Source organism: Sporosarcina soli (assembly GCF_042655805.1).
Classification (GTDB): domain Bacteria; phylum Bacillota; class Bacilli; order Bacillales_A; family Planococcaceae; genus Sporosarcina; species Sporosarcina soli.
Genome location: NZ_JBHSNO010000005.1, coordinates 1206142 through 1230259, shown reverse-complemented (window position 1 = coordinate 1230259; position 24118 = coordinate 1206142). Strand labels below are relative to the sequence as shown.

The following is a 24118-nucleotide window of genomic DNA, read 5'->3' as shown; positions in this document are numbered from 1 at the left end:
CAAGATGAAACTACAAAGACTCACATTGACAGCAATGTTCGCGGCGCTCTGTGCCATCGGCGGGCTTATCAAAATTCCATCCGGCATCGGTTCCTTGGCACTGGATACCGTTCCGGCTATCGTATCGGTCGCCTTTTTACCACCTGTTTTCTCAGGCACGGCATCGCTACTTGGCCATTTGGCATCCGCGATGTACGCAGGGTTTCCATTAGGTCCATTTCATCTGCTAATAGCATGTGAAATGTTCGTCATCATTTACCTTTTTGCACGCCTGCACAAAGCGGGGCATCATGTGTTGAAATGGCTATTTTTCATCATTGCCAATGGCTTGCTTGCACCATTGCCGTTTTATTTCCTTGTCTCTCCGGCGTTTTTCTTTGGCGCATTGCCCGCTATCTTCGTTGCGACGATCTTGAACGCTAGCGTCGCTGCCCTCGTCATTCCAGCGCTTCGGCATATTTCTCCTAGTAGGGTGGGGATCCAACGGTGAGGAATGCAATCGACGTCGGCAACGGGTTGATCATCACGACGGATAATTCAGGCGGCATCGGTGAAAAGCCGGGGGACTTGGTTGCTGTACCCGATCGGCTCACCGCCTTTTTTGCCGCCCGTGTTGCCTTGCTTGAGCAATGGGCGGCGCACGCCGAACCGATTTCCATCCTGCTGCATAATTTCAGTGGAAGCACCAGTTGGGAAAAATATGTGGAGGGCATCCATGATTTATTCACTGAAGCAGGTCTTCAAACGCCGCCAATTAGCGGCAGTTCAGAAACGAATATGACGCTCCTGCAATCCGCGATGGCTGTCACAATCATCGGTCGAACGATTGAACAACCAATTGGTGAAGAAGTGCAATGGTTCACATATGGCACACCCCTCGTCGGGAATGAAGTGCTAGACCGCGCTGATGAAGTGGCATCCTTGCGCGTATTGAAAGAAGCGATGGAAATTGGACTCATCCAACAACTATGGCCTGTTGGATCACGGGGCATATTGGAAGAAGTCCGCACGATGACGAGCAATGAAACGGCAAAAGTCGAATCCGGACTGGATATCACAAAAACCGCCGGACCATCCACCGTCGTCCTCCTTGCCATCCCAACAACCAAACGAGAAGAAGCCAAAACATTTTTTGGCACACTACTTAGGGAATTAAACATCTACATTTGACACCTGCGCCACCCGCGCAGGTGTTTTGCATGGAAATTAATCAAAGAAATAGCATCCAATCAATCATAACTTCCACCGAAACGCTCAAACTCCGTTGTGCACGCTCAATCAAAGCTTTGTGGTGCTCAAACTGGGGGTGCGGCGCTCAAAATTTTACATCGTTCGCTCAAACTTCGTCTAAGGCGCTCAAATAGGCAATGCGACGCTCAAACTTTGTCTCAGACGCTCAAACAGACAGCGCAACGCTCAAACTTTACATCATCCGCTCAAACATGACCATGCAACGCTCAAACCCCGCTCCCCACGCTCAAACTCACAGCAACAGCGCTCAAAAATCCCCTCCCCAATTGCAAGAATCTCCCCAACAGCAAAGAATTCTCTATTGACTGAATGATCATTCATAATTAAACTATAGATTAAAGAATAGACAGAATAATAATTCTTAGGTAATTCATTCTGAACATTCAAACGATATGGGTATTTGAACAACAAAAAGGGGGAGTAGACGAATGGGAGGATTGCTCATTGCCAACTGGATATTGTTTCTTCTAGTGACGGCATATGCATTAGCATTATTCACCTATTTGATCAAAACACGCGTTCAATTTATCAAACTTGGGCGCAAAGAAGAGTTTGATCAAAATGTAAAAGAACGGCTTCGGAAAATCTGGGTGTATGTTTTCGGACAGAAGAAATTGTTGAAGGACAAAAAGAGTGGAGCCATCCATGTCATGTTCTTCTATGGATTCATTCTTGTGCAATTCGGAGCGATCGATTTGATATGGAAAGGGTTGAAACCGGGGTCACACTTGCCGTTCGGTTCGGTGTATCCGGCATTTACATTCTTTCAGGAAATAGTCGCGCTCATGATTCTCGTTGCGGTCGTGTGGGCATTCCATCGCCGTTATATCGAGAAATTGGTTCGCTTGAAGCGGGGTTGGAAATCTGGACTTGTCTTGATTTTCATTGGGGGACTCATGCTTTCAACATTACTGGCGAACGGTATGAATATGATCTGGCAAGGGCATGAAACAACTTGGTCGGAGCCGGTTGCTTCAACCATCGCTACCGTATTTAGCTTCCTGCCGGAAACGGGGGCGGCGGCTGTTTTCTTTGCTGCCTGGTGGGTGCATTTACTCATTTTACTGACTTTCCTCGTTTACGTGCCGCAATCGAAGCACGCGCATTTGATTGCAGGACCTGCCAATGTGTATTTTCATAGACTTGATCATGCGGGTACGTTGAAGCCGATCGACTTTGAGGCATTGGAAAATATAGAAGATGAAGAGGAAATGCCTACGCTTGGTGTGGGGAAGATCACCGATTTCACGCAGTCGCAAATGATCGACTTCTACGCTTGTGTAGAATGCGGGCGCTGTACAAATATGTGTCCAGCTGCAGGGACAGGCAAAATGCTATCTCCGATGGACTTGATTACCAAACTTCGGGACAATTTGACGAACCATGGAGCGCTTGTTACCAAGCAGAAACCATGGGTACCGACTTTCGCTTTCAATCATACGAAAGGGAACCAGATTGCACTGGCTGCAGGACTTGAAGGCGCATCGATGGATGATATTTACAGCCCGTCCCTCATCGGGGACGTTATTACAGAAGAAGAAATTTGGGCATGTACGACTTGCCGTAACTGTGAAGACCAATGTCCGGTTATGAACGAACACGTCGATAAAATCATCGATCTGCGCCGTTATCTCGTTATGACGGAAGGGAAAATGGATGCGGACGCTCAGCGCGCGATGACCAACATCGAACGTCAAGGAAATCCGTGGGGTCTGAATCGTAAAGAAAAAGAAAACTGGCGTGACGCCCGTCCGGAATTGCATATTCCAACGGTGAAAGAAATGAAAAAAGCGGATGAGGAATTCGAGTATCTATTCTGGGTCGGCTCGATGGGTGCTTTCGACAACCGTTCGCAAAAGATCGCCCTGTCATTTGCCCATCTATTGAACGAGGCAGGCGTCAAGTTCGCGATTTTGGGTAATAAAGAAAAGAACTCCGGTGACACACCGCGCCGTCTAGGGAATGAGTTTTTATTCCAAGAACTGGCGACTGCGAACATCGGCGAATTCGAAAAAGCGGGTGTCACAAAAATCGTCACCATCGACCCGCACGCGTACAATATTTTTAAAAATGAATACCCAGACTTCGGATTCAAAGCGGAAGTCGTTCACCATACGGAGCTATTGCACGAACTCGTAAGCCAAGGGAAACTAAAGCCGCAACATGCCATTAACGAAACGATCACCTTCCATGATTCCTGCTATCTCGGCCGTTACAACGATGTCTATGATCCACCGCGCGAAATTCTGAAATCTATCCCGGGGGTCAACCTCGTCGAGATGAAACGGAACCGCGAAGAAGGCATGTGCTGTGGAGCGGGTGGAGGTCTGATGTGGATGGAAGAAGACACGGGGCATCGCATTAACGTTGCCCGTACGGAACAAGCACTCGAAGTGAGCCCGGGGATCATCTCATCCGGTTGTCCATACTGTCTGACAATGCTCTCCGACGGAACGAAAGCGATTGAAGTGGAAGAATCTGTCGGCACTTATGATATTGCGGAACTACTTGAGCGTTCCATTTTTGGAGAAGAGGAAGAACAGCTTGTCGAAGAACAAGAAGAGACAGTCTTGCAATAAGAAAGTGAAATATTGCGGAACAATCAGTATTATCATATAATTGGAATAGGGAGTGTAAATACTCCCTATTTTCATAGAAAAATATTGAACGAGCGTTCAGTCAAATAGGGCTTTTCTATTGTAGGCAATAGCCAAAATGAAATCATACAATGAATGAAAGCGTTACCATGTGATTTGGAGGCGAAGGGAATGGCGAGAACAGTTATCGTGGATGGAGCACGGACACCTTTTACAAAATTTGGAGGAGCATTACAGAGCATGACAGCAAGCGATCTTGGGGGGATTGCCATCAAAGCGGCATTGCAGCGTACTGGAGTGAAGGAAGAAGAGATCGATGAAGTCATTTTCGGAACGGTTTTACAGGGAGGGCAAGGCCAAATTCCGTCCCGCCAAGCGGCAACGAAGGCCGGATTGCCTTGGTCCGTCAAAACGGAAACCATTAACAAAGTCTGTGCATCCGGTATGCGCAGTGTGACGCTCGGCGATCAGCTCATCCGACTGGGGGATGAAGAAGTCATCGTAGCGGGTGGTATGGAATCCATGTCCAACGCACCGTACTATTTACCAAAAGGTAGGTTTGGTTTGAAAATGGGCGACACCGAGCTCGTGGACGGCATGATCTACGATGGGCTCTCTTGTTCATTTTCCCCGGACCGGGTCCATATGGGGACATACGGCAATCGGACGGCCGAACAACTCGAACTGTCACGCGAACAGCAAGATGACTGGGCGTTGCGCAGTCATGAACGGGCAACGAAAGCAATCGAAGCTGGGCTTTTCGCAGAAGAAATCGTCGCGGTCGAAATTCCGCAAAGGAAAGGCGATCCGATCAGGGTCGATACGGATGAAGCGCCACGCCGCGATACATCGCTCGCGTCACTCGCAAAATTACGTCCCGCCTTCGGAAAAGACGGCACCATCACGGCGGGCAATGCACCCGGCGTCAATGACGGGGCATGTGCACTCGTGTTGATGAATGAAGAGCGTGCGCAACGAGAAGGGAAAACCCCGCTTGCAACGATTATCGCTCATGCAGAGCTATCCATCGAACCGGAGAATTTCCCGCAAACACCCGGATTGGTCATCAATAAACTGTTGCAAAAAACAGGAAAGAAACTGGAAGAAATCGATCTTTTTGAAATCAACGAAGCATTCGCGGCTGTTGCACTCGCCAGTTCGCAAATCGCAGGGCTTGATCCTGAAAAAGTGAATGTTAACGGTGGGGCTGTCGCACTCGGACACCCGATTGGCGCAAGTGGAGCACGGATCATTTTAACATTGGCTTATGAATTGAAACGCCGTGGGGGCGGCATCGGTATTGCGGCAATCTGTTCAGGCGGCGGGCAAGGCGACGCCATTATGATCGAAGTGGCTGGCACTCCACACAACCATTGATGGGAATAGACCTTTAGTCACCACTTGCAAGCAAACTCCTAGCGATTGCAATCAAACCGATGGCGAGCGCAATCAAACTCTTAACGAGTGCAATTAAATAGTTGATAAGTGCAATCAAACGTGCCAGCGACAGGCACGACAACAAATCAGACGGGGGAATGGAATAAATGGAAATCAACAAAGTAATGGTCATTGGGGCGGGCCAAATGGGGAGCGGTATTGCCCAAGTATGCGCACAGGCAGGCTTCGCTGTGAAATTGAATGATATGAAAGAGGAGTTCTGCCAAAAAGGGCTGGGGGTCATTGCGAAAAATCTCGCACGCAACGTTGAAAAAGGCCGCATGACGGAAGAGGAAAAAACGACGATCCTCGCTCGCATCACCCCGTCACTCGATTTGCAAGATGCATCGAACGTCGATATCGTCATCGAAGCGGCTGTAGAAAATATGGAAATCAAGCGCTCGATCTTCGGCAGGCTCGATGAAATTGCACCACAACACGCAATTCTTGCGTCCAACACTTCTTCATTGCCGATAACGGAAATCGCAGCCGCAACAACGCGTCCCGAAAAAGTGATCGGGATGCACTTCATGAACCCAGTTCCGGTCATGAAGCTCGTGGAAATCATTCGCGGTCTTGCAACGACAGACGAGGTCTATCAAGCGGTTGAGGAGATGACCGTAAAACTATCCAAAACACCGGTAGAAGTGAATGATTTTCCAGGCTTCGTTTCAAACCGCATCCTCATGCCGATGATCAACGAAGCGATTTACACATTGTACGAAGGCGTCGCCACAAAAGAAGCGATCGATGAAGTGATGAAGCTGGGCATGAATCATCCGATGGGACCGTTGCAATTGGCAGACTTTATCGGTTTGGACACTTGCTTATACATCATGGAAGTGTTGCACGAAGGGTTTGGCGATTCAAAATACCGCCCATGTCCATTGCTTAGAAAATATGTATCGGCCGGTTGGTTAGGGAAAAAGTCCGGTCGCGGTTTCTACATCTACGAATAAAGGAGTTCGGATGCTATGGATCTACGATTCACCGAAGAACAACAGATGATGCGTAACATGGTCCGAAATTTTGCGAAAACGGAAATTGAGCCCTTCATTCCAAGGATGGAGGCTGGGGAATTTCCGCGCGAGCTATTACACAAGATGGGGGAGCTCGGTCTGATGGGTATCACTGTCCCGACCGAATATGGCGGTGCCGGGATGGACTTCGTCTCGTATATTAGCGCTATCCATGAACTGTCTAAAGTGAGTGCAGTGGTAGGGGTCATTCTTTCTGTCCATACTTCGGTCGGTACGAATCCGATCCTATACTTCGGGAATGAAGAACAAAAAGATCGCTACTTACCTAAAATGGCAAGCGGCGAATACCTTGGGGCGTTCTGTTTGACGGAAGCATCCTCCGGTTCAGATGCCGGCTCTTTGAAAACGAGGGCAGTGAATAGAGGGGATCATTATGTGTTGAATGGCTCCAAAATGTTCATCACCAACGGCGGGGAGGCGGAAGTCTATATCGTCTTTGCATCGACGGATTCCTCTAAAGGGACGTACGGTATTTCAGCATTCATCGTCGACAAAGATGCACCGGGGCTCAGCATCGGAAAAGATGAGCAGAAAATGGGGCTTCACGGATCGCGGACCGTCGAATTGTCCTTCGACAACTGTCGCGTTCCAGTGGCAAATAGGCTTGGCGAAGAAGGGGAAGGGTTCAAAATCGCGATGGCGAACCTCGATGTCGGAAGGATTGGCATTGCCGCCCAAGCGCTCGGTATTGCGGAAGCGTCTTTGGAGGCGGCTACGGGTTACGCGCAACAACGTGTCCAATTTGGCAAGCCGATTGCCGAGCAACAAGGGGTCGGTTTTAAACTGGCGGATATGGCAACGGCAGCTGAAGCGGCAAGACTACTCGTCTACCGTGCCGCCCAGCTTCGTGCAGAGGAATTGCCGTGTGGAAAAGAAGCTTCCATGGCCAAACTATTCGCCTCCCAAGCTGCTGTCGATAATTCGATTGAAGCGGTTCAAATTTTCGGCGGCTACGGCTATACGGAAGAGTATCCCGTGGAACGTTTTTTCAGAGACGCCAAAGTCACCCAAATTTACGAAGGCACAAGTGAAATCCAACGCATTGTCATTAGCAAACATGTATTAAAGTAGGTCTATAGTCCATGGTTGAAACCAAACTGTTGAAACATGCAATCAAATGCTCAAAGAGTGCAAACCGAACAACGAAGAGTTCGTTTTGTATAATTCCTGCGTCCTTTGCAGGAATTATACAATAAGTGCCATATAAGTGAAGGGGGAAACGATGTGAATTTCAAACTATCCGAAGAACATGAAATGATTCGTAAAATGGTTCGTGATTTTGCGGAAAATGAAGTGGCGCCAACCGCCGCAGAACGTGACGAGGAAGAGCACTTCGACATGGGGTTATTCAACCAAATGGCAGAGCTCGGTTTAACGGGGATTCCGTGGCCGGAAGAGTATGGCGGTATCGGCAGTGATTACTTGGCCTACTGCATCGCCGTCGAAGAGCTATCCCGCGTCGATGCATCGATCGGCGTAACATTGTCCGCACACACATCGCTGGCGGGCTGGCCGGTATTCAAGTTTGGAACGGAAGAGCAGAAACAGAACTATTTACGACCGATGGCAGAAGGGACGAAAATCGGTGCATACGGCTTGACTGAGCCGGGTTCGGGTTCTGACGCGGGCGGAATGCGTACAACGGCGAAGCTAGACGGCGACGACTATATCTTGAACGGCTCCAAAATTTTCATTACCAACGGCGGCATCGCGGATATCTACATCGTTTTCGCAGTGACCGATCCGGATTCCAAGCATAAAGGGACAACTGCCTTCATCGTGGAGAAAGATTTTCCGGGTTTCTCCGTCGGAAAAAAGGAGAAAAAACTTGGCATTCGTTCATCTCCGACGACGGAAATCATGTTCGACAATTGCCGTGTACCGAAAGAAAATAGGCTCGGCGATGAGGGGCAAGGCTTTATCATCGCAATGAAAACATTGGATGGCGGACGGAATGGCATTGCCGCACAAGCGGTCGGCATCGCGCAAGGTGCGTTGGATGCAGCAGCCGATTATGCGAAAGAGCGCGTTCAATTCGGGAAACCGATTGCGGCAAATCAAGGAATCGGGTTCAAGCTGGCAGATATGGCGACAGCGACGGAAGCTTCGAGACTTCTTACATACCAGGCAGCTTGGCTAGAGTCCAACGATTTGCCGTATGGAAAAGAGTCCGCCATGGCGAAACTGATGGCTGGAGATACGGCGATGAAAGTGACGACGGAAGCAGTCCAAGTATTTGGCGGTTACGGCTATACAAAAGACTATCCAGTCGAGCGCTTCATGCGTGATGCAAAAATTACGCAGATTTACGAAGGCACACAAGAAATTCAACGCCTTGTCATCTCCCGAATGCTTACAAAATGATCGGGAGGTATACCATGGAAACGAAACGAAAAGTGAAATCATCAGTCAAAGACGAAATCCTCGTCGAAAAAAGGCGGGAGCAAATTATCCGCGGCGCTGTCAAACTGTTTAGGGAAAAAGGATTCCATCGAACAACGACCCGTGAAATTGCCAAAGAAGCGGGCTTCAGCATTGGAACGCTTTACGAATATATCCGGATGAAGGAAGATGTGCTCTATCTTGTTTGTGATGACATCTATAATGAGATGCATCACAGGCTCTCGTCCCTCCCGATTCAAAAAGGGACGAAAGAAGGGCTACAAGCGGCCATTGAACAATATTTCTACTTGATTGACGATATGGCGGATGAATTTCTGGTCATGTACCAAGAATTGAAATCATTGCCGAAAGATGCCTTGTCCTATGTCCTGACCAAAGAAATGGGAATGGTTGCGTTATTTGAAAAAATCCTTCTCGCCAGTTTGAAGTCAGGCGAGCTACGTATAAAGGAAGATGAAGTCAATATGGCTGCTCATCATATCGTCGTACAAGGACAGATGTGGGCATTTCGCAGATGGACGTTGCATAAAAACTATAAAATCGAGGACTTCATCGCTCTACAGACAGACCAACTGCTATATGGAATCAGCAGGGAGAATTGAGCAAAAACATAAACAGAAAGCCGTGCAAACAATTGTTTTGCGCGGCTTTTCCGTATAGAAAGTGGCTGGTGAGGTAAGCTTGTAAAAACAGTCATTAATGTTGAAGCATTCAATATCATACATTACCAGTGGATGCAATTTCCATGTATAATAAAAGGGAATCGGAAAGAGGTGCAATATGAAGCCGTATCATCATGTGTTAATCATAGCTTCACTTGTCTTTCTTATAATTTTATTATATGGTGATGGTTTCGGGGCAATCCCTTTTTTTCTTGCTGCGCTATATCTCATTTCCATTTGTGTGAAGGAACTGCGACACTTCAAAAAGAGTAAAAGACTGTAGCATATTTAGGATTGCATTGTATATAATGATAACTATGTCTATGTTCATTCAGCGGGTGTCCAAGCACCCGCTGAATGAACATAGAGCCTCCGGCGGATGTCACAGATTTTGAATTGAGCTTTATTTAATTCAAAATCTGGACGCAATTACGCCGAGACGTAATTGATTTACAGAGAAAGGACGTGCGTGAAATGAATATCCGTGAAATGACGACAGAACAACTTTCAGAAGAATCCATGATAGACATCGCATTCGCGATTTTGACAGAAAAACAAACACCACTCACATTGCCGGAGCTTATGGATGAAATCCGTCAGCTCATCGGCGCGACAGAAGCTGAAATGAAAGAGAGACTGCAGCAGTTCTATACGGACATGAACATTGATGGAAGATTTCTTGCGATCAATGACAATCGTTGGGGGCTTCGTGAATGGTATCCGGTCGAGCAAATCGAAGAAGAGACGGCTCCAGTCGTTAAAGTCCGTAAAAAGAAAAAGAAAAAAGCTTTATTGGATGAAGACGATGAGGAAGAAGATGAAGAGGAAGAAGACGAGTTATTCGACGAAGATTTCGATGAATTGATCGATGAAGACGACGAGGATGACGAAGAAGAAGAAGAGGAAGAAGACGACGAGGAATTGGTCGAAATCGAAGAGGACCTTCTTGAGCCGGACGATGATCTTGAAATCATTCCAGACGACGAAGACCTTGATTTGGATGATGAAGAGGACGAGGAAGAAGACGACGAAGAAGACGACGATTTTAAATAATTTTACTTGACTTCGTTCCTTTGACGCTATAAGATTTTACTGGGCTCCTTAAAAAAGGACACATGAATCAGTGCATATGCGCTCCTCCTGTAGGCGATAACTACAGATGGAGCGCTTTTTGATTTTTAACTTGCTTTATCCTCTGGATAAAACAAGTTAAGCCTCCGGCGGATGTCACGGATTTTGAAAGGTATCAATTGCGCAAGCGCAATTCAAAATCCCGACGCAATTACGCCGAGGCGTAATTGATTGAGTAATCAATAAAATGAACGGAGGAGTTAGACATGACAAAATATATCTTTGTAACAGGTGGCGTTGTTTCATCATTAGGAAAAGGGATTAACGCTGCATCGCTTGGCCGGTTATTGAAAAACCGTGGACTTCAAGTAACCATCCAAAAATTTGATCCATATATCAACTTGGATCCGAGAATGATGAGTCCCTACCAACACGGAGAAGTGTTCGTCACGGAAGACGGGGCGGAAACAGATCTCGACCTAGGTCATTATGAGCGCTTCATCGACATCAAATTGAACAAGTTTTCAAACGTAACGATGGGGAAAGTGTATTCCTCCGTATTGAAAAAAGAACGTCGCGGCGAATACAAAGGCGCTACCGTTCAAGTCATCCCACATATTACGAACGAAATCAAAAACCTCATCAAACGTGCGGGGAAAGAGACGAATGCAGATGTCGTCATTACAGAAATCGGCGGCAGTGTAGGGGATATCGAATCCTTACCTTACTTGGAAGCCATCCGTCAGATGAAGACGGACCTCGGTAAAAATGACGTGATGTATATTCACAATACACTTGTTCCTTATTTGCAGGCTGCTGGCGAACTGAAGACAAAACCGACACAGCATAGCGTTAAAGAATTACGAAGCCTCGGTATTCAACCGAATATGATCGTCGTTCGAAGCGAATACCCGGTTCCACAAGATATGAAGGACAAGATCGCTCTATTCTGTAACATAAAAGCAGAAGAAGTAATTGAAGCATTGGATGCGGAAACGTTATACGAAGTGCCGTTGAGATTGCACGAACAGCATATGGATAACATTGTTGTCGACTTCTTAGACCTTAAAACGAAAGAACCTGATTTAACGGAGATCAAGGAACTTGTATCGCTCGTCAAGTCCCTTTCGAAAAAAGTCTCTATCGCACTTGTCGGGAAATATGTCGAGCTACAAGATGCGTATATTTCAGTAGTGGAAGCATTGCGCCACGCGGGTTACGGTTTCGACGCGGATATTGAAGTGAAATGGATCAATTCTGAGGAATTGAATGCACAAAATGCAGCAGAATTTTTAGCAGATGTCGACGGCATTGTCGTTCCGAGCGGATTCGGCGACCGTGGAATCGACGGGAAAATCGAAGCAGCTGCGTATGCGCGCATGAATGGAGTTCCATTCTTAGGCATCGGTTTAGGCATGCAGTTAGCGGCGGTAGAATTCGCACGCAATGTTCTGAACATCCAAGACGCGAATTCCACGGAATTCGATAAGGAAACACCAAACGCCATCATCGAAAATCATCCGGAAGATAACGGGAATGAAGAACATGGCGGTACAATGCGACTAGGCTTACACCCATGCAAATTGAAAAAAGGGACAAAAGCATACGAAGCCTACGGTGAAGAATTGGTTTACGAACGTCACCGTCACCGTTTCGAATTCAATAATGCGTATCGCGAACCATTCGAAGAGGCGGGCATGATCCTATCAGGTAAAAGCCCTGACGATCAACTGGTTGAAATGATCGAATTGAAAGACCATCCATTTTTCATCGGCTGCCAGTTCCATCCGGAATTTGCATCCCGCCCAACACGCCCACAACCACTGATCCGCGACTTCATCGGCGCAGCAATGGAAGGGAAATAAGAAAAGCGGAAGGCGCCTGCCTAGACGTCCGGAGCTAGACAATAAAAACGAGCACCCGCACGAAATATCATGTGGATGCTCGTTTTTAGTTACCCTTAATCTTCATCCGAAAGCATTTCATCATACGCCAATTTCACGGCTTCGTAGACAAATAAAGAAGCCATTGCATGTGGTTGAACAATTCGCTCGCCGTTGTCGCCAGGCAATAGCCCGCGTGTCAGACCGGTTGATACATAAGTGTACGCTAAATTTTCGAGCTCATTTTCCTCGTCAGGTTTTTCAGCTGCCAATGCAGCAAACGGGATGAAGCGATCAGCCAGTGAGCGTGCTAATTTCAGCGCCCACTCATCGGAAGAGGACCGGGTAAACAGCCAAACGCGATCGGCAGAACCGATCTCCATCCCTTCTTCATAACGGACCGCTCCATGTAATGGTTCAACGCCATATAATGCTGTCGCAATGACTGCTTCCATTTCATCGACCCCTGCTAAAATGACGCGCCCTTCACCAATGGTTGCCTGCGCAAGAAGTCGGGCAGTCTCTTCAATCGATTCTTCGCCATTCGCCGCGATGCGTTGAAAAAGACCGCCAATTTGTGTTGTTAATATTTTCAACCTTACCACCTCCCATCCATTATAAGTTGTTTATTTTTGAAAACCTACAATTACTACTTTTAACTTTCTAAAAAGCAAAAAATACAACAAAAAGGTTGTAAGACAAAAGTAATGCATAGCTTGTTCAATTTTTTCGTTAAATGAAAAGCCCGCGCTCCCTTTGCTGTTTGGCTAAAGTGTCTTGACAGTTAAAGTGAAATTTGAAATGGAATGATATTATTTCAAAAAAAAGCAGGAAAAATCAGATTGTTGTCAAATAAGTACTGTACAAGACAATGAAGATTGCCGGGAAGAAGGGATCGCAAATTGAAAAAGCTGTTGATCGTTGATGATCAAATGGGCATACGTCTTCTGCTCGATGAGGTATTCCGGCGGGAAGGCTTTGTCACACGTCTTGCTGCAAACGGAATGGAAGCGCTTCAATCAGTAGAGAAAGAGACGCCAGATTGTATATTGCTCGATATGAAGATGCCCGGAATTGACGGAATTGAAGTGCTGAAGAGAATTAAAAACGCTTGGCCAGAAATTCCCGTAATTATGATGACTGCATACGGCGAGATTGAATTGACCGATGATGCATTGAAAATCGGGGCAGTGAAATACTTTACAAAACCATTTGACATTTACGAAGTCCGTGATGCAGTTAGCGCATTATTTGAAAAGTGACAAAGCAGGCAGTGGTAAACACTGTCTGTTTTTGTTATGATATGAGTGGTATATAAGAGAAATCAATTACGCCTCGGCGTAATTGCGTCCAGATTTTGAATCGAGCTTGAGGCCCACACGATGTGGGTCATGCAAGCATTGCGAATCGAACAGCGAAGGGTTCGATTTGCCGTATTTCTGTGATCTTTGCAGAAATTAAGGCACTTTCCTTTTAGGACGTCGCGCATTTAGCTTGCCTTCATTTAACTCCATTCAAAATCTGTGACATCCGCCGGAGGCTTTATCTTCATTCAGCGGTCGTTTGAACACTCGCTGAACAGGAAAACAAAACGCATTCATCCTGCCACCTATAGAGGTGGGAATTTTCAGCTGAATGAAGATAAACATGTACAAAATCGATTCAATTATCCGAGGAGGAATTCGAATGGCGCTCGTATCGATGAAAGATATGATGATCAAAGGGAAAAAAGAAGGTTATGCAATTGGTCAGTTCAATCTGAACAATCTTGAATATACGCAAGCGATTTTACAGGCGGCACAGGAAGAGCAATCACCAGTTATTTTAGGTGTTTCTGAAGGAGCCGGACGTTATATGGGCGGCTTCACAACCGTTGTCAATATGGTAAAAGGTCTGATTCATGATTACCAGATCACCGTTCCGGTCGCCATCCATTTGGATCATGGCTCAAGTTTTGAAAAATGTAAAGAAGCGATTGACGCCGGCTTTACATCTGTCATGATCGACGCATCATCGAAACCGCTCGAGGAAAATATTGAAATAACAAAACAAGTTGTAGAATATGCACACGCGCGCAACGTTTCCGTAGAAGCGGAACTCGGTGTGGTCGGTGGACAAGAAGACGATGTCATTGCAGACGGAGTCATTTACGCTGATCCGGCAGAATGTAAAGAATTGGTCGACAAAACAGGGATTGACTGCTTGGCGCCGGCACTCGGTTCTGTACACGGCCCTTATAAAGGTGAACCGAACCTCGGTTTTAAAGAAATGGAAGAAATCTCAAGTCAATCGGATTTACCACTTGTTCTACACGGTGGAACAGGAATTCCTTTAAAAGATATCCAACGTGCCATTTCCCTTGGAACTTCTAAAATCAATGTGAACACAGAGAACCAAATCCAAGGAACGAAAGCAGTTCGTGAAAAACTCGCTGCAGATCCGGATGTCTATGACCCACGCAAATATTTGGCACCGATGCGCGATGCGATTAAAGCGACAGTCATCGAGAAAATGCGCGAATTCGGTAGCTCCCAAAAGGCCTAATCAATTACGCCTTGGCGTAATTGCGTTCAGATTTTGAATCGAGCCTGGGGCCTTACAGGATGTAGGTCATGCAGTCGTTGCGAATCGAACAGCACAGGGTTCGATTTGCCGTATTTCTGCGATCTTTGCAGAAATTAAGGCACTTTTCTTTTAGGACGTCGCGCACTTAGACTGCCTTCTTTGACTCCTTTCAAAATCTGGGACATCCGCCGGAGGCTTTATCTACGTTCAGCGGAAGCCTTCTGCTGAATGAAGATAACGCCTTTCGAAATACGACAGGAGAAGCATACCATTACATGTCTTCTCCTTCTTTTCGCATCATATATCTGCCAGAAATCGGCAGCTCATTCAATAAAAAATGATTTTTAATCGATACCATCATTGTCACGTTCATCATACTAAGGAGGATTCTGTCATGAAGTTTTTTATAGACACAGCAAACTTTGAAGAGATTAAAGAAGCACATAGTTGGGGTATCATTTCAGGAGTGACGACAAATCCATCACTCGTTGCAAAAGAGGATGTACCATTCCATGACAGATTGCGTGAAATTACGGCGCTTGTGCCTGGTTCAGTAAGTGCGGAAGTTATTGCCCTCGATGCAGAAGGGATGATTGAAGAAGGACGGGAACTCGCGAAAATCGCGCCGAATATCACCGTGAAACTTCCGATGACTCCAGAAGGATTGAAAGCATGTTCAGTCTTTGCCCAAGAAGGGATCAAGACGAACGTCACCCTCATTTTTAGCGCAAACCAAGCCCTTCTCGCTGCACGTGCAGGAGCGACATATGTATCTCCATTCCTTGGTAGATTGGATGATATCGGTCAGGATGGTTTATCACTGATCTCAACAATTGCGGATATTTTCGCTATTCATGATATGAAAACGGAAATCATCGCTGCTTCCATTCGTAGTCCTCAACATATCACAGACGCTGCACTAAACGGAGCCCACATTGCAACAACACCATTTAACGTATTAAAGCAATTATTCAACCATCCATTGACAGACAAAGGAATCGAAGCGTTCCTTGCAGACTGGGAAGCAAGAAAAAGTAAATAATAAAAAGCCGGAAACCTCTTGAATGGAATAGAGGTTTCCGCTGAAATTCGGTTGTTTCGCAACACTTCCATAGGTTTTGGCAAAGGGGTCTTATCTTTATGATTGACCGTTACTGTAGGTTCAAAGGAGAATCATATGGACGTTTATAAAATCAAGGGCGGCAAACCATTACAAGGGACGATCAAAGTGAGCGGTGCAAAAAACAGTGCCGTCGCGCTCATTCCTGCATCTATTTTGGCAGATTCCCCTGTAACGATCGATGGGCTTCCGGAAATTTCGGACGTACTGACGCTTCAGGCGTTGCTCGAAGAAATTGGTGGTCAAGTCCGTTTCGACAAGGGGAAAATGATCATTGATCCATCCGAAATGGTTGCGATGCCGCTTCCAAATGGCAATGTGAAAAAACTGCGTGCATCCTATTACTTAATGGGTGCCATGTTGGGACGATTTAAAAATGCGGTTATCGGTCTCCCGGGCGGTTGCCACTTGGGACCGAGACCGATTGATCAACATATAAAAGGTTTTGAAGCACTTGGGGCGAAAGTGACCAATGAGCACGGCGCCATCTATTTGCGAGCGGATGAACTGCGTGGAGCGAAAATCTATCTGGACGTTGTCAGCGTCGGCGCAACGATCAATATCATGCTAGCGGCCGTGCTGGCAAAAGGGCGCACCATCATCGAAAACGCTGCGAAAGAACCTGAGATTATCGACGTTGCGACTTTGTTATCCAATATGGGTGCGAAGATTAAAGGCGCAGGCACCAATGTCATTCGCATCGAAGGTGTAGAAAAGCTTAATGGTACGAAACATACGATCATCCCTGACCGGATTGAAGCGGGAACGTTTATGATCATGGCGGCCGTAGCCGGCAATGGAATTACAATAGATAATGTCATTCCGCACCATGTCGAAGCGCTGACAGCCAAACTTCGTGAAATGGGCGTCAATATCGAAGAGGGGGAAGAGCAGATTTTCATCCCGAAATCGAGGAAATTACAAGCCGTCGATGTGAAAACGCTTGTCTATCCAGGTTTTCCGACGGATTTACAACAACCTTTCTCGGTATTACTGACCCAAGCTGTCGGTTCTTCAGTCATTACCGATACGGTTTATTCGGCCCGCTTTAAACAGATTGACGAACTGCGCCGGATGAATGCGGATGGGCGGGTAGAAGGACGCTCAGCCATCCTATCGGGTCCAAAACCGCTTCAAGCGGCAACTGTCCGTGCATCCGATTTACGCGCCGGAGCTGCACTCGTCATTGCCGGACTTATTGCGGATGGCGAGACGGAAATTCAAGAAATCCAGCATATTGAGCGTGGATATAGCTCGCTCATTCCTAAACTTCAAGGGATCGGAGCGGATATCCGCAAAGTAACGATTCCTGAAAAGGCAGTTGTGAGCGAATAAATACGGCATCCGATGCCACGACAAAACGAGTTGAAAATTTACGGGTTGTTCGTAAAATATAGGAGGAACACAAATGGAACGCAGTTTATCAATGGAATTAGTGCGTGTAACGGAAGCGGCGGCTGTATCAGCATCGCGCTGGATGGGACGTGGTTTGAAAAACGAAGCGGATGATGCTGCAACAACAGCAATGCGCACAGTTTTTGACACGATCCCGATGCAAGGAGTCGTCGTTATCGGCGAAGGGGAAATGGACGAAGCGCCAATGCTTTATATTGGAGAAGAGCTTGGAACAGGAATTGGTCCAGCGGTGGATGTTGCAGTTGATCCACTTGAAGGGACGAACATTGTCGCGGCGGGTGGCTGGAATGCGCTCGCGGTTCTGGCGATTGCGGACAAGGGAAATCTCCTCCATGCACCGGATATGTATATGAACAAAATCGCTGTCGGTCCTGAAGCCGTTGGTAAAATTGATATCGATGCATCGGTGACAGAAAACCTTCATGCAGTCGCAAAAGCGAAAAACAAAGAAATCGGTGACATTGTTGCCACTGTCTTGAACAGAGAACGTCATGCTGCCATTATCGAAGAAATTCGCGCAGCAGGGGCGCGCATCAAACTTATCAACGACGGTGACGTTGCTGCAGCTATCAACACTGCATTTGACGAAACCGGCGTGGATATCCTATTTGGACTGGGCGGTGCACCAGAAGGCGTTATCGCTGCAGTCGGCCTGAAATGTTTAGGCGGCGAAATCCAAGGTAGACTCGTACCATCCAACGAGGAGGAAGTTCAACGTTGTAAGAAGATGGGCATTGACGTCAATAAAGTGCTCCGTATGGAAGACCTCGTCAAAGGCGATGACGCGATATTTGCTGCAACAGGCGTTACGGATGGCGAACTGCTCAGCGGAGTACAATTCAAGGGTGGTTATTGTGAGACACACTCACTCGTCATGCGTTCAAAATCCGGCACAATCCGCTTTGTGGAAGGTCGTCACAGCATGAAGAAAAAACCTCTACTCGTTATGCAAGACTGATAGACCTCGATGCCCGGCATATAGTCGGGCATCTTCACCTATACAACAGGAAAAAATGGTACAATAAGAACCCGCATAAGTAGCGGAGAGAAGAGAACTGATTAACACATCCAAGAATGTTAGAAGAAAACCTTCCCGGAATCAACCCCTTCATTATTAAACCAATCCAAAAACCATTAATGTAAAGAGTGGTGCACACAAATGTCAATATTAACAATTTCGGCGCTGGAAAATATGACTTTGAAAGAGTTATACAGCCTAGCCAAACAATACAAAATAGCTTATTATGCAAAGCTTACAAAAAAAGAGCTAATTTTCTCGATCTTGAAATCGCGGGCAGAACAAGAAGGATACTTCTTCATGGAAGGTGTTCTTGAAATCATTCAATCGGAAGGTTATGGATTTCTTCGGCCGATCAACTATTCTCCGAGTTCGGAAGACATCTACATTTCCGCTTCTCAAATCCGTCGATTCGATCTTCGGAATGGCGATAAAGTAACCGGGAAAGTCCGACCACCAAAAGAATCAGAACGCTATTATGGCTTGTTGCATGTGGAAGCCGTCAACGGGGAAGACCCAGAAGTGGCCCGTGAACGAGTTCATTTCCCGGCTTTGACACCGTTGTACCCGGATCGCCATATTCATTTAGAAACAGCTCCAAATAATTTGTCTACCCGAATTATGGATCTTGTTTCTCCGGTCGGCTTCGGGCAACGTGGCTTGATCGTTGCTCCGCCAAAAGCGGGGAAAACGATGTTATTAAAGGAAATTGCCAATGCAATTACAACAAATCATCCCGAAACGGAACTGATTGTACTGCTGATCGACGAGCGTCCGGAAGAAGTGACCGATATCGAACGGTCCGTCAAAGCGGACGTCGTCAGCTCCACTTTTGATGAAGTGCCGGAAAACCACGTCAAAGTGGCGGAACTGGTTCTGGAACGTGCGATGCGTCTTGTCGAACATAAGCGTGATGTCGTCATTTTAATGGACTCCATCACCCGACTCGCCCGAGCATACAACCTGGTTATCCCGCCAAGCGGACGTACACTATCAGGAGGGATCGATCCTGCCGCATTCCACCGTCCGAAGCGATTTTTCGGAGCAGCGCGTAATCTGGAAGAGGGCGGTAGTTTGACGATACTCGCAACCGCATTGATCGATACGGGCTCACGGATGGACGAAGTCATCTATGAAGAATTCAAAGGAACCGGTAATATGGAGCTTCATCTCGATCGGAACCTGGCAGAACGACGAATCTTCCCAGCACTCGATATTCGCCGCTCTGGTACACGGAAAGAAGAATTGCTCATTCCATCCAACCAACTCGAAAAACTATGGGCCATCCGAAAAACATTTTCCGATGCACCCGACTTTGCCGAACGCTTCTTGAAAAAACTTCGCCAAACCAAAACAAACGAAGAATTCTTCGACAAACTCAACGAAGAAATGAAAGCCCACCGAAACGGCAAAGGCTTGTTATAAAAAAGATTTCGACTCTCATCTGAGAGTCGAAATCTTTTTTTTATCTAATAGCCTCTATAGACGTTTGCTGGCGTTTATTGTCAGAAATGAGGGTATATAAAAGTGAGGAGGGTAAGAGAAATGTATGAATACCATATTGAAAGTCTCCGATTAACCCGAAGGCTTGAAGGCTTCTCACTTGATCAGGAGTATAAGCAACTCATTGACACTTATGCTAGGGAAGGATGGCGATTTGTACAATTCGTGGATTTATCAGGTTTAACCAAAGAAGAGCAGAGGATCGACCTCGTATTTGAAAGAAAAAAATGAGATGAAAGGAGTGGCTTTACTTGAATACCATTGCATTGCGTTTATTAAAAACGTTTACGCTGCTGTTGGCAGGACTTTTTGGACTCTTTGTATTTGCGGGAAACCTAATGGATTACAATTCAAATTATGAATTTGTCCGCCATGTGCTATCGATGGATACAACGTTTGAAGGAAATGCATTAATGTGGCGTGCTATCGAAAGCCCTGTCCTTCATACAATTGCCTATTGGGGATTAATTATCGCGGAAGGTGTTTTCAGTTTGCTTGCTTTCATAGGCGTTTATCATATGCTGAAAAATATTCGATCGACAGGATCTCGTTTCAACAAAGCAAAAGCGTTTGGATTTTATGCTTTCATACTCGGCTTTGCAATTTGGTTTTTAGGTTTTATCGTCATTGGGAGTGAATGGTTCGCGATGTGGCAATCGCAAATATGGAATGGGAAAGAAACCGCAATGGACATCACAACCGTTTGGATCGGCTTCGCAATTTTGTTGGCCCTCAAGGATGATAACCTAAATGAGCAGTAAAATATAGTTGCATGAGAATATAGGATTTGTTATAATCACTTAGGTAACTTGATTACCATCTGCTGCATATACGGCTGACATACACGGGTCGTGTAAGGCATCAGTCTTATAATAAAACTCTGTTCCAGATGGTTCAGGGCGAGAGGAGAGAGATTGATGAGAGCAGGAATTCATCCAGCTTATAAAGTAGCAACTGTCACTTGTTCATGTGGTAACACATTTGAAACAGGTTCTGTAAAAGAGGACATCCGAGTGGAAGTTTGCTCAGAATGCCACCCATTCTACACTGGACGCCAGAAATTTGCTGCAGCGGACGGCCGTGTCGACCGCTTCAACAAAAAGTATGGTCTCAAAGAAGAAGGCCGCGACGAAGAGTAAGGCTTTCACAATACCCGTCAGGTGCATATGCATCGGCGGGTATTTCTATTTGGAGAAAATGATGGACTAATCCGAACATACATAAGGGATTGCATCATTCATAGCCATCCGACAAAGAATAAACGTCACATCCGACTTGTTCGATATTCTGATGACGATAAAATAAGACCTTATAAGTAAGTGGAAAGGGGATTTCACATGTACGTATCGATGCAAGGCGGTTGGATCGAAGTGATTTGCGGCAGCATGTTCTCAGGGAAGTCGGAAGAATTGATCCGCCGAATCCGCAGAGCGCAATTTGCCAAACAGAAAATTGCTGTATTCAAACCGGAAATAGACGATCGTTATAGCGAGGAAGCGGTCGTCAGCCATAATGGGACAACCGTCATCGCCAATCCGGTTGCGAGCTCAGCGCATATTAAAGAATTCGTCACCGATGAGTATGATGTCATCGCCATTGACGAAGCTCAGTTTTTCGATGAAGGCATTGTCGACATGGTCATGAATCTTGCAGATCGCGGATTCCGGGTCATCCTTGCCGGACTCGATCAAGATTTCCGGGGAGAACCGTTCGGACCGATGCCTCGTCTCATGGCGGTCGCCGAGCATGTCACTAAACTCCAAGCCGTCTGCACGGTTTGCGGCTCGCCATCCAGCAGAACCCAAAGACTGATCAACGGCGTTCCAGCCGGATACGATGATCCTGTCATTCTGGTTGGTGCTGCAGAAGCCTATGAAGCAAGATGCCGCAAGCACCATGAAGTACCAGAAGGCACCTCAGTCGCAACTGTGGAACAATAAGCAACAAAGCCGGCCTGGGAAAACTGGTCGGCTTTCACATTTTTTAGTAATCAAAAGTAAACAACGCTCCCGCTTAACAAAGCAACGTTCTCTTTAAAGTTCACAACGCAAGCGATCAAGAAAGCAACGCTCCCATCCAAGTACACAACGCACCCAACCCAACACCGCAACCAGAGAAATAACTGTATTTACCACGCCATTTCCCGTACAATTAACATACAAATCAGTTCTATAAATGAGGTGTCCAATATGTTTGAAAGGCTTCAGGCAGTAGAAGATCGATACGATCAACTGAATGAATTGCTGAGCGATCCAGATGTCGTGAGCGATATGAAAAAGCTCCGGGATTATTCGAAAGAACAATCCGGTCTGCAGGAAACGGTTGAGACGTATCGTGAATATAAAAATGCGATTACAGAACAGAAAAATGCCAAAGAGATGTTGAATGAACCGCTCGATGAGGAGATGAAAGAGCTCGTTAAAATGGAATTGTCCGAGCTGGAAGAGAAAATCGAAGCACTCGAAGCGCAACTGAAATTATTGCTCGTCCCGAAAGATCCGAACGATAGCAAAAACGTTATCATGGAAATCAGGGGAGCGGCCGGAGGAGATGAGGCTGCTTTATTCGCGGGGAACTTATTCCGGATGTACAGCCGCTATGCGGAAATGAACAACTGGAAAGTCGATGTGATGGATGCTTCTCCGACCGAACTGGGTGGTTTCAAAGAAATCATTTTCATGATTAACGGCGAAGGTGCCTATTCAAAATTAAAATTTGAAAACGGGGCACATCGCGTGCAGCGTGTGCCGGAAACGGAGTCGGGCGGTCGGATCCATACATCAACTGCGACAGTCGCAGTCTTACCGGAAGCCGAAGATGTCGATATTGACATTCTCCGAGAAGATCTGAAAATCGATACATACCGTTCAAGTGGTGCAGGTGGACAGCATGTTAACACGACAGACTCTGCTGTTCGTATTACGCACCTACCGACGGGAATCATCGTATCCATGCAAGATGAAAAATCACAAATTAAAAACCGTGAAAAAGCGATGAAAGTATTAAAAGCTCGTGTCTATGATGCGGCACAACAAGAAGCGCAAGCAGAATATGCTGCGAGTCGAAAATCGGCAGTCGGAACAGGTGACCGTTCTGAGCGGATTCGCACTTATAATTTCCCACAAAACCGGGTGACTGATCACCGCATCGGTTTGACGATTCAAAAGCTTGATCAAATCATCGAAGGAAAACTTGATGAAGTCGTCGAGGCACTCATCCTTGAAGAACAGGCGAAACGCCTTGAAAGTTTGGATCGGCATGACTGAACAAGTGTATGCAGCACTTCAGCGAGCCACTTCACAATTAGAAGAAAAAGGACTCGACATCCATGCGGCAAAGCTTCTAATGGAGCATATCACCCAAAAGACAAGCGCCAGTTTGCTTGCTGATTTACGTGAGCCGCTCACTTCTGAACAACAGCAAGCCTTTTGGGAAGCGATGCGTGAATTGCTCACAGGCAAACCGGTGCAATACATTATCGGTACCGAACAGTTTTACGGATATACATTCAAGGTGGATGACAATGTTCTCATCCCGCGTCCGGAAACGGAGGAACTGGTCTACAATGCCTTGCAGCGTGGCCGGAAACTGTTCTCGCAACAATCGATCCGAGTCGCCGATATCGGCACAGGAAGTGGCGCGATCGCGATTTCATTCAAAAAAGAATGGCCTGAGTCCTCTGTCACTGCAACAGATATTAGCGAAAGGGCGATTGCGGTCGCCAAACAGAACGCTGTGGATAACGACGCCGACATCGATTTCCGTTTAGGGGATCTCACTTCGCCGATTGCCGGGCAAAAGTGGGATATTGTCTTATCCAACCCACCTTATATCGCGCATGACGAAGCTAAGCAAATGGCGGATACGGTTCTTGATCACGAACCGCATGGTGCCCTATTTGCTGACGAAGACGGGCTCTTCTTTTACCGAAAACTTGCGGAAGCATTGCCGCCGCTTATGAATTGTCATGCATTGATCGGCGTCGAGATCGGTTATTTACAAGGCGAAGCTGTGCACCAGCTCTTCCAAATTGCATTTCCTAAAGCTGTCATTGAAATTGTAAAAGATATCAACGGTAAAGATCGAATGATATTTTGCAAGATTGGTGAATAAATCCCCCTCCCTCTGGCGACAATGCGAGTAGGAGGGGAT

General features: G+C 46.5%; 23 protein-coding genes. 22 read left to right on the top strand and 1 reads right to left on the bottom strand.

The window, feature by feature from the left end; translation table 11 throughout:
* The first annotated feature begins 4 nt into the window (after positions 1-4).
* The 10 genes from ACFPRA_RS09900 to ACFPRA_RS09855 all read left to right on the top strand — a co-directional run bounded on the left by ACFPRA_RS09900 (position 5) and on the right by ACFPRA_RS09855 (position 12326).
* Positions 5-490: an ECF transporter S component gene (locus tag ACFPRA_RS09900; protein WP_381433484.1), complete on the top strand. Its 486-nt coding sequence runs from the start codon at positions 5-7 to the stop codon at positions 488-490.
* Positions 487-1170: a hypothetical protein gene (locus tag ACFPRA_RS09895; RefSeq protein ID WP_381433481.1), complete on the top strand. Its 684-nt coding sequence runs from the start codon at positions 487-489 to the stop codon at positions 1168-1170. The genes ACFPRA_RS09900 and ACFPRA_RS09895 overlap by 4 nt, the downstream gene beginning before the upstream one ends.
* A 509-nt stretch (positions 1171-1679) precedes the next feature.
* Complete coding sequence (locus ACFPRA_RS09890; RefSeq protein WP_381433479.1) at positions 1680-3830, top strand: (Fe-S)-binding protein; 2151 nt, start codon at positions 1680-1682, stop codon at positions 3828-3830.
* Between the two features lie 189 nt (positions 3831-4019).
* The gene (locus ACFPRA_RS09885) at positions 4020-5225 is read left to right on the top strand and encodes an acetyl-CoA C-acetyltransferase (protein ID WP_381433476.1); all 1206 of its coding nucleotides are present in this window, start codon (positions 4020-4022) and stop codon (positions 5223-5225) included.
* A 167-nt stretch (positions 5226-5392) separates the two neighbouring features.
* Positions 5393-6244, top strand: a complete 852-nt coding sequence (locus ACFPRA_RS09880) for a 3-hydroxybutyryl-CoA dehydrogenase (protein WP_381433473.1) — start codon at positions 5393-5395, stop codon at positions 6242-6244.
* Positions 6245-6259: 15 nt separating this feature from the next.
* On the top strand, positions 6260-7396 hold the full coding sequence (locus ACFPRA_RS09875) for an acyl-CoA dehydrogenase (RefSeq protein ID WP_381433470.1): 1137 nt from the start codon (positions 6260-6262) through the stop codon (positions 7394-7396).
* Between the two features lie 153 nt (positions 7397-7549).
* Positions 7550-8689 (top strand): acyl-CoA dehydrogenase, encoded by a 1140-nt coding sequence (locus ACFPRA_RS09870; RefSeq protein ID WP_381433466.1) that lies wholly within the window; start codon positions 7550-7552, stop codon positions 8687-8689.
* A gap of 14 nt (positions 8690-8703) precedes the next feature.
* Positions 8704-9330, top strand: a complete 627-nt coding sequence (locus ACFPRA_RS09865) for a TetR/AcrR family transcriptional regulator (protein WP_381433463.1) — start codon at positions 8704-8706, stop codon at positions 9328-9330.
* Between the two features lie 534 nt (positions 9331-9864).
* On the top strand, positions 9865-10443 hold the full coding sequence (gene rpoE / locus ACFPRA_RS09860) for a DNA-directed RNA polymerase subunit delta (RefSeq protein WP_381433460.1): 579 nt from the start codon (positions 9865-9867) through the stop codon (positions 10441-10443).
* Positions 10444-10727: 284 nt separating this feature from the next.
* Positions 10728-12326: a CTP synthase gene (locus ACFPRA_RS09855; protein ID WP_381433457.1), complete on the top strand. Its 1599-nt coding sequence runs from the start codon at positions 10728-10730 to the stop codon at positions 12324-12326.
* 95 nt (positions 12327-12421) lie between these two features.
* Here ACFPRA_RS09855 and ACFPRA_RS09850 read toward each other — a convergent pair whose 3' ends face one another.
* Positions 12422-12940 carry a DUF2529 family protein gene (locus tag ACFPRA_RS09850; RefSeq protein WP_381433454.1) on the bottom strand — a complete coding sequence of 173 codons (519 nt, stop codon included), beginning with the start codon at positions 12938-12940 and terminating at the stop codon, positions 12422-12424.
* Between the two features lie 306 nt (positions 12941-13246).
* On the opposite strand from ACFPRA_RS09850, the gene ACFPRA_RS09845 reads away from it, so the two are divergent.
* From ACFPRA_RS09845 to prmC, 12 genes are all read left to right on the top strand, one after another.
* A complete protein-coding gene (locus ACFPRA_RS09845) occupies positions 13247-13606 on the top strand; it encodes a response regulator (RefSeq protein ID WP_381433451.1) in 360 nt (119 codons plus the stop codon).
* A gap of 424 nt (positions 13607-14030) precedes the next feature.
* Positions 14031-14888, top strand: a complete 858-nt coding sequence (locus ACFPRA_RS09840) for a class II fructose-bisphosphate aldolase (RefSeq protein WP_381433448.1) — start codon at positions 14031-14033, stop codon at positions 14886-14888.
* Positions 14889-15303: 415 nt separating this feature from the next.
* Positions 15304-15951, top strand: a complete 648-nt coding sequence (gene fsa / locus ACFPRA_RS09835) for a fructose-6-phosphate aldolase (protein ID WP_381433445.1) — start codon at positions 15304-15306, stop codon at positions 15949-15951.
* Between the two features lie 135 nt (positions 15952-16086).
* Complete coding sequence (locus tag ACFPRA_RS09830) at positions 16087-17364, top strand: UDP-N-acetylglucosamine 1-carboxyvinyltransferase (protein WP_381433442.1); 1278 nt, start codon at positions 16087-16089, stop codon at positions 17362-17364.
* Between the two features lie 73 nt (positions 17365-17437).
* Complete coding sequence (gene glpX / locus ACFPRA_RS09825) at positions 17438-18403, top strand: class II fructose-bisphosphatase (protein WP_381433439.1); 966 nt, start codon at positions 17438-17440, stop codon at positions 18401-18403.
* A gap of 201 nt (positions 18404-18604) precedes the next feature.
* Positions 18605-19888 carry a transcription termination factor Rho gene (gene rho, locus ACFPRA_RS09820; protein ID WP_381433435.1) on the top strand — a complete coding sequence of 428 codons (1284 nt, stop codon included), beginning with the start codon at positions 18605-18607 and terminating at the stop codon, positions 19886-19888.
* A 120-nt stretch (positions 19889-20008) separates the two neighbouring features.
* The gene (locus ACFPRA_RS09815; protein WP_381433432.1) at positions 20009-20197 is read left to right on the top strand and encodes a DUF4177 domain-containing protein; all 189 of its coding nucleotides are present in this window, start codon (positions 20009-20011) and stop codon (positions 20195-20197) included.
* A gap of 20 nt (positions 20198-20217) precedes the next feature.
* Entirely contained in the window at positions 20218-20727 is a 510-nt protein-coding gene (locus ACFPRA_RS09810; protein ID WP_381433429.1) for a DUF2165 family protein, read from the top strand.
* 156 nt (positions 20728-20883) lie between these two features.
* Positions 20884-21105 carry a 50S ribosomal protein L31 gene (rpmE, locus tag ACFPRA_RS09805; RefSeq protein ID WP_239392349.1) on the top strand — a complete coding sequence of 74 codons (222 nt, stop codon included), beginning with the start codon at positions 20884-20886 and terminating at the stop codon, positions 21103-21105.
* A gap of 198 nt (positions 21106-21303) precedes the next feature.
* Positions 21304-21906 carry a thymidine kinase gene (locus ACFPRA_RS09800; protein ID WP_381433426.1) on the top strand — a complete coding sequence of 201 codons (603 nt, stop codon included), beginning with the start codon at positions 21304-21306 and terminating at the stop codon, positions 21904-21906.
* Positions 21907-22155: 249 nt separating this feature from the next.
* Positions 22156-23232: a peptide chain release factor 1 gene (gene prfA, locus ACFPRA_RS09795; RefSeq protein WP_381433424.1), complete on the top strand. Its 1077-nt coding sequence runs from the start codon at positions 22156-22158 to the stop codon at positions 23230-23232.
* A complete protein-coding gene (gene prmC / locus ACFPRA_RS09790; RefSeq protein ID WP_381433421.1) occupies positions 23207-24079 on the top strand; it encodes a peptide chain release factor N(5)-glutamine methyltransferase in 873 nt (290 codons plus the stop codon). The genes prfA and prmC overlap by 26 nt, the downstream gene beginning before the upstream one ends.
* The last annotated feature ends 39 nt before the right edge of the window (positions 24080-24118 follow it).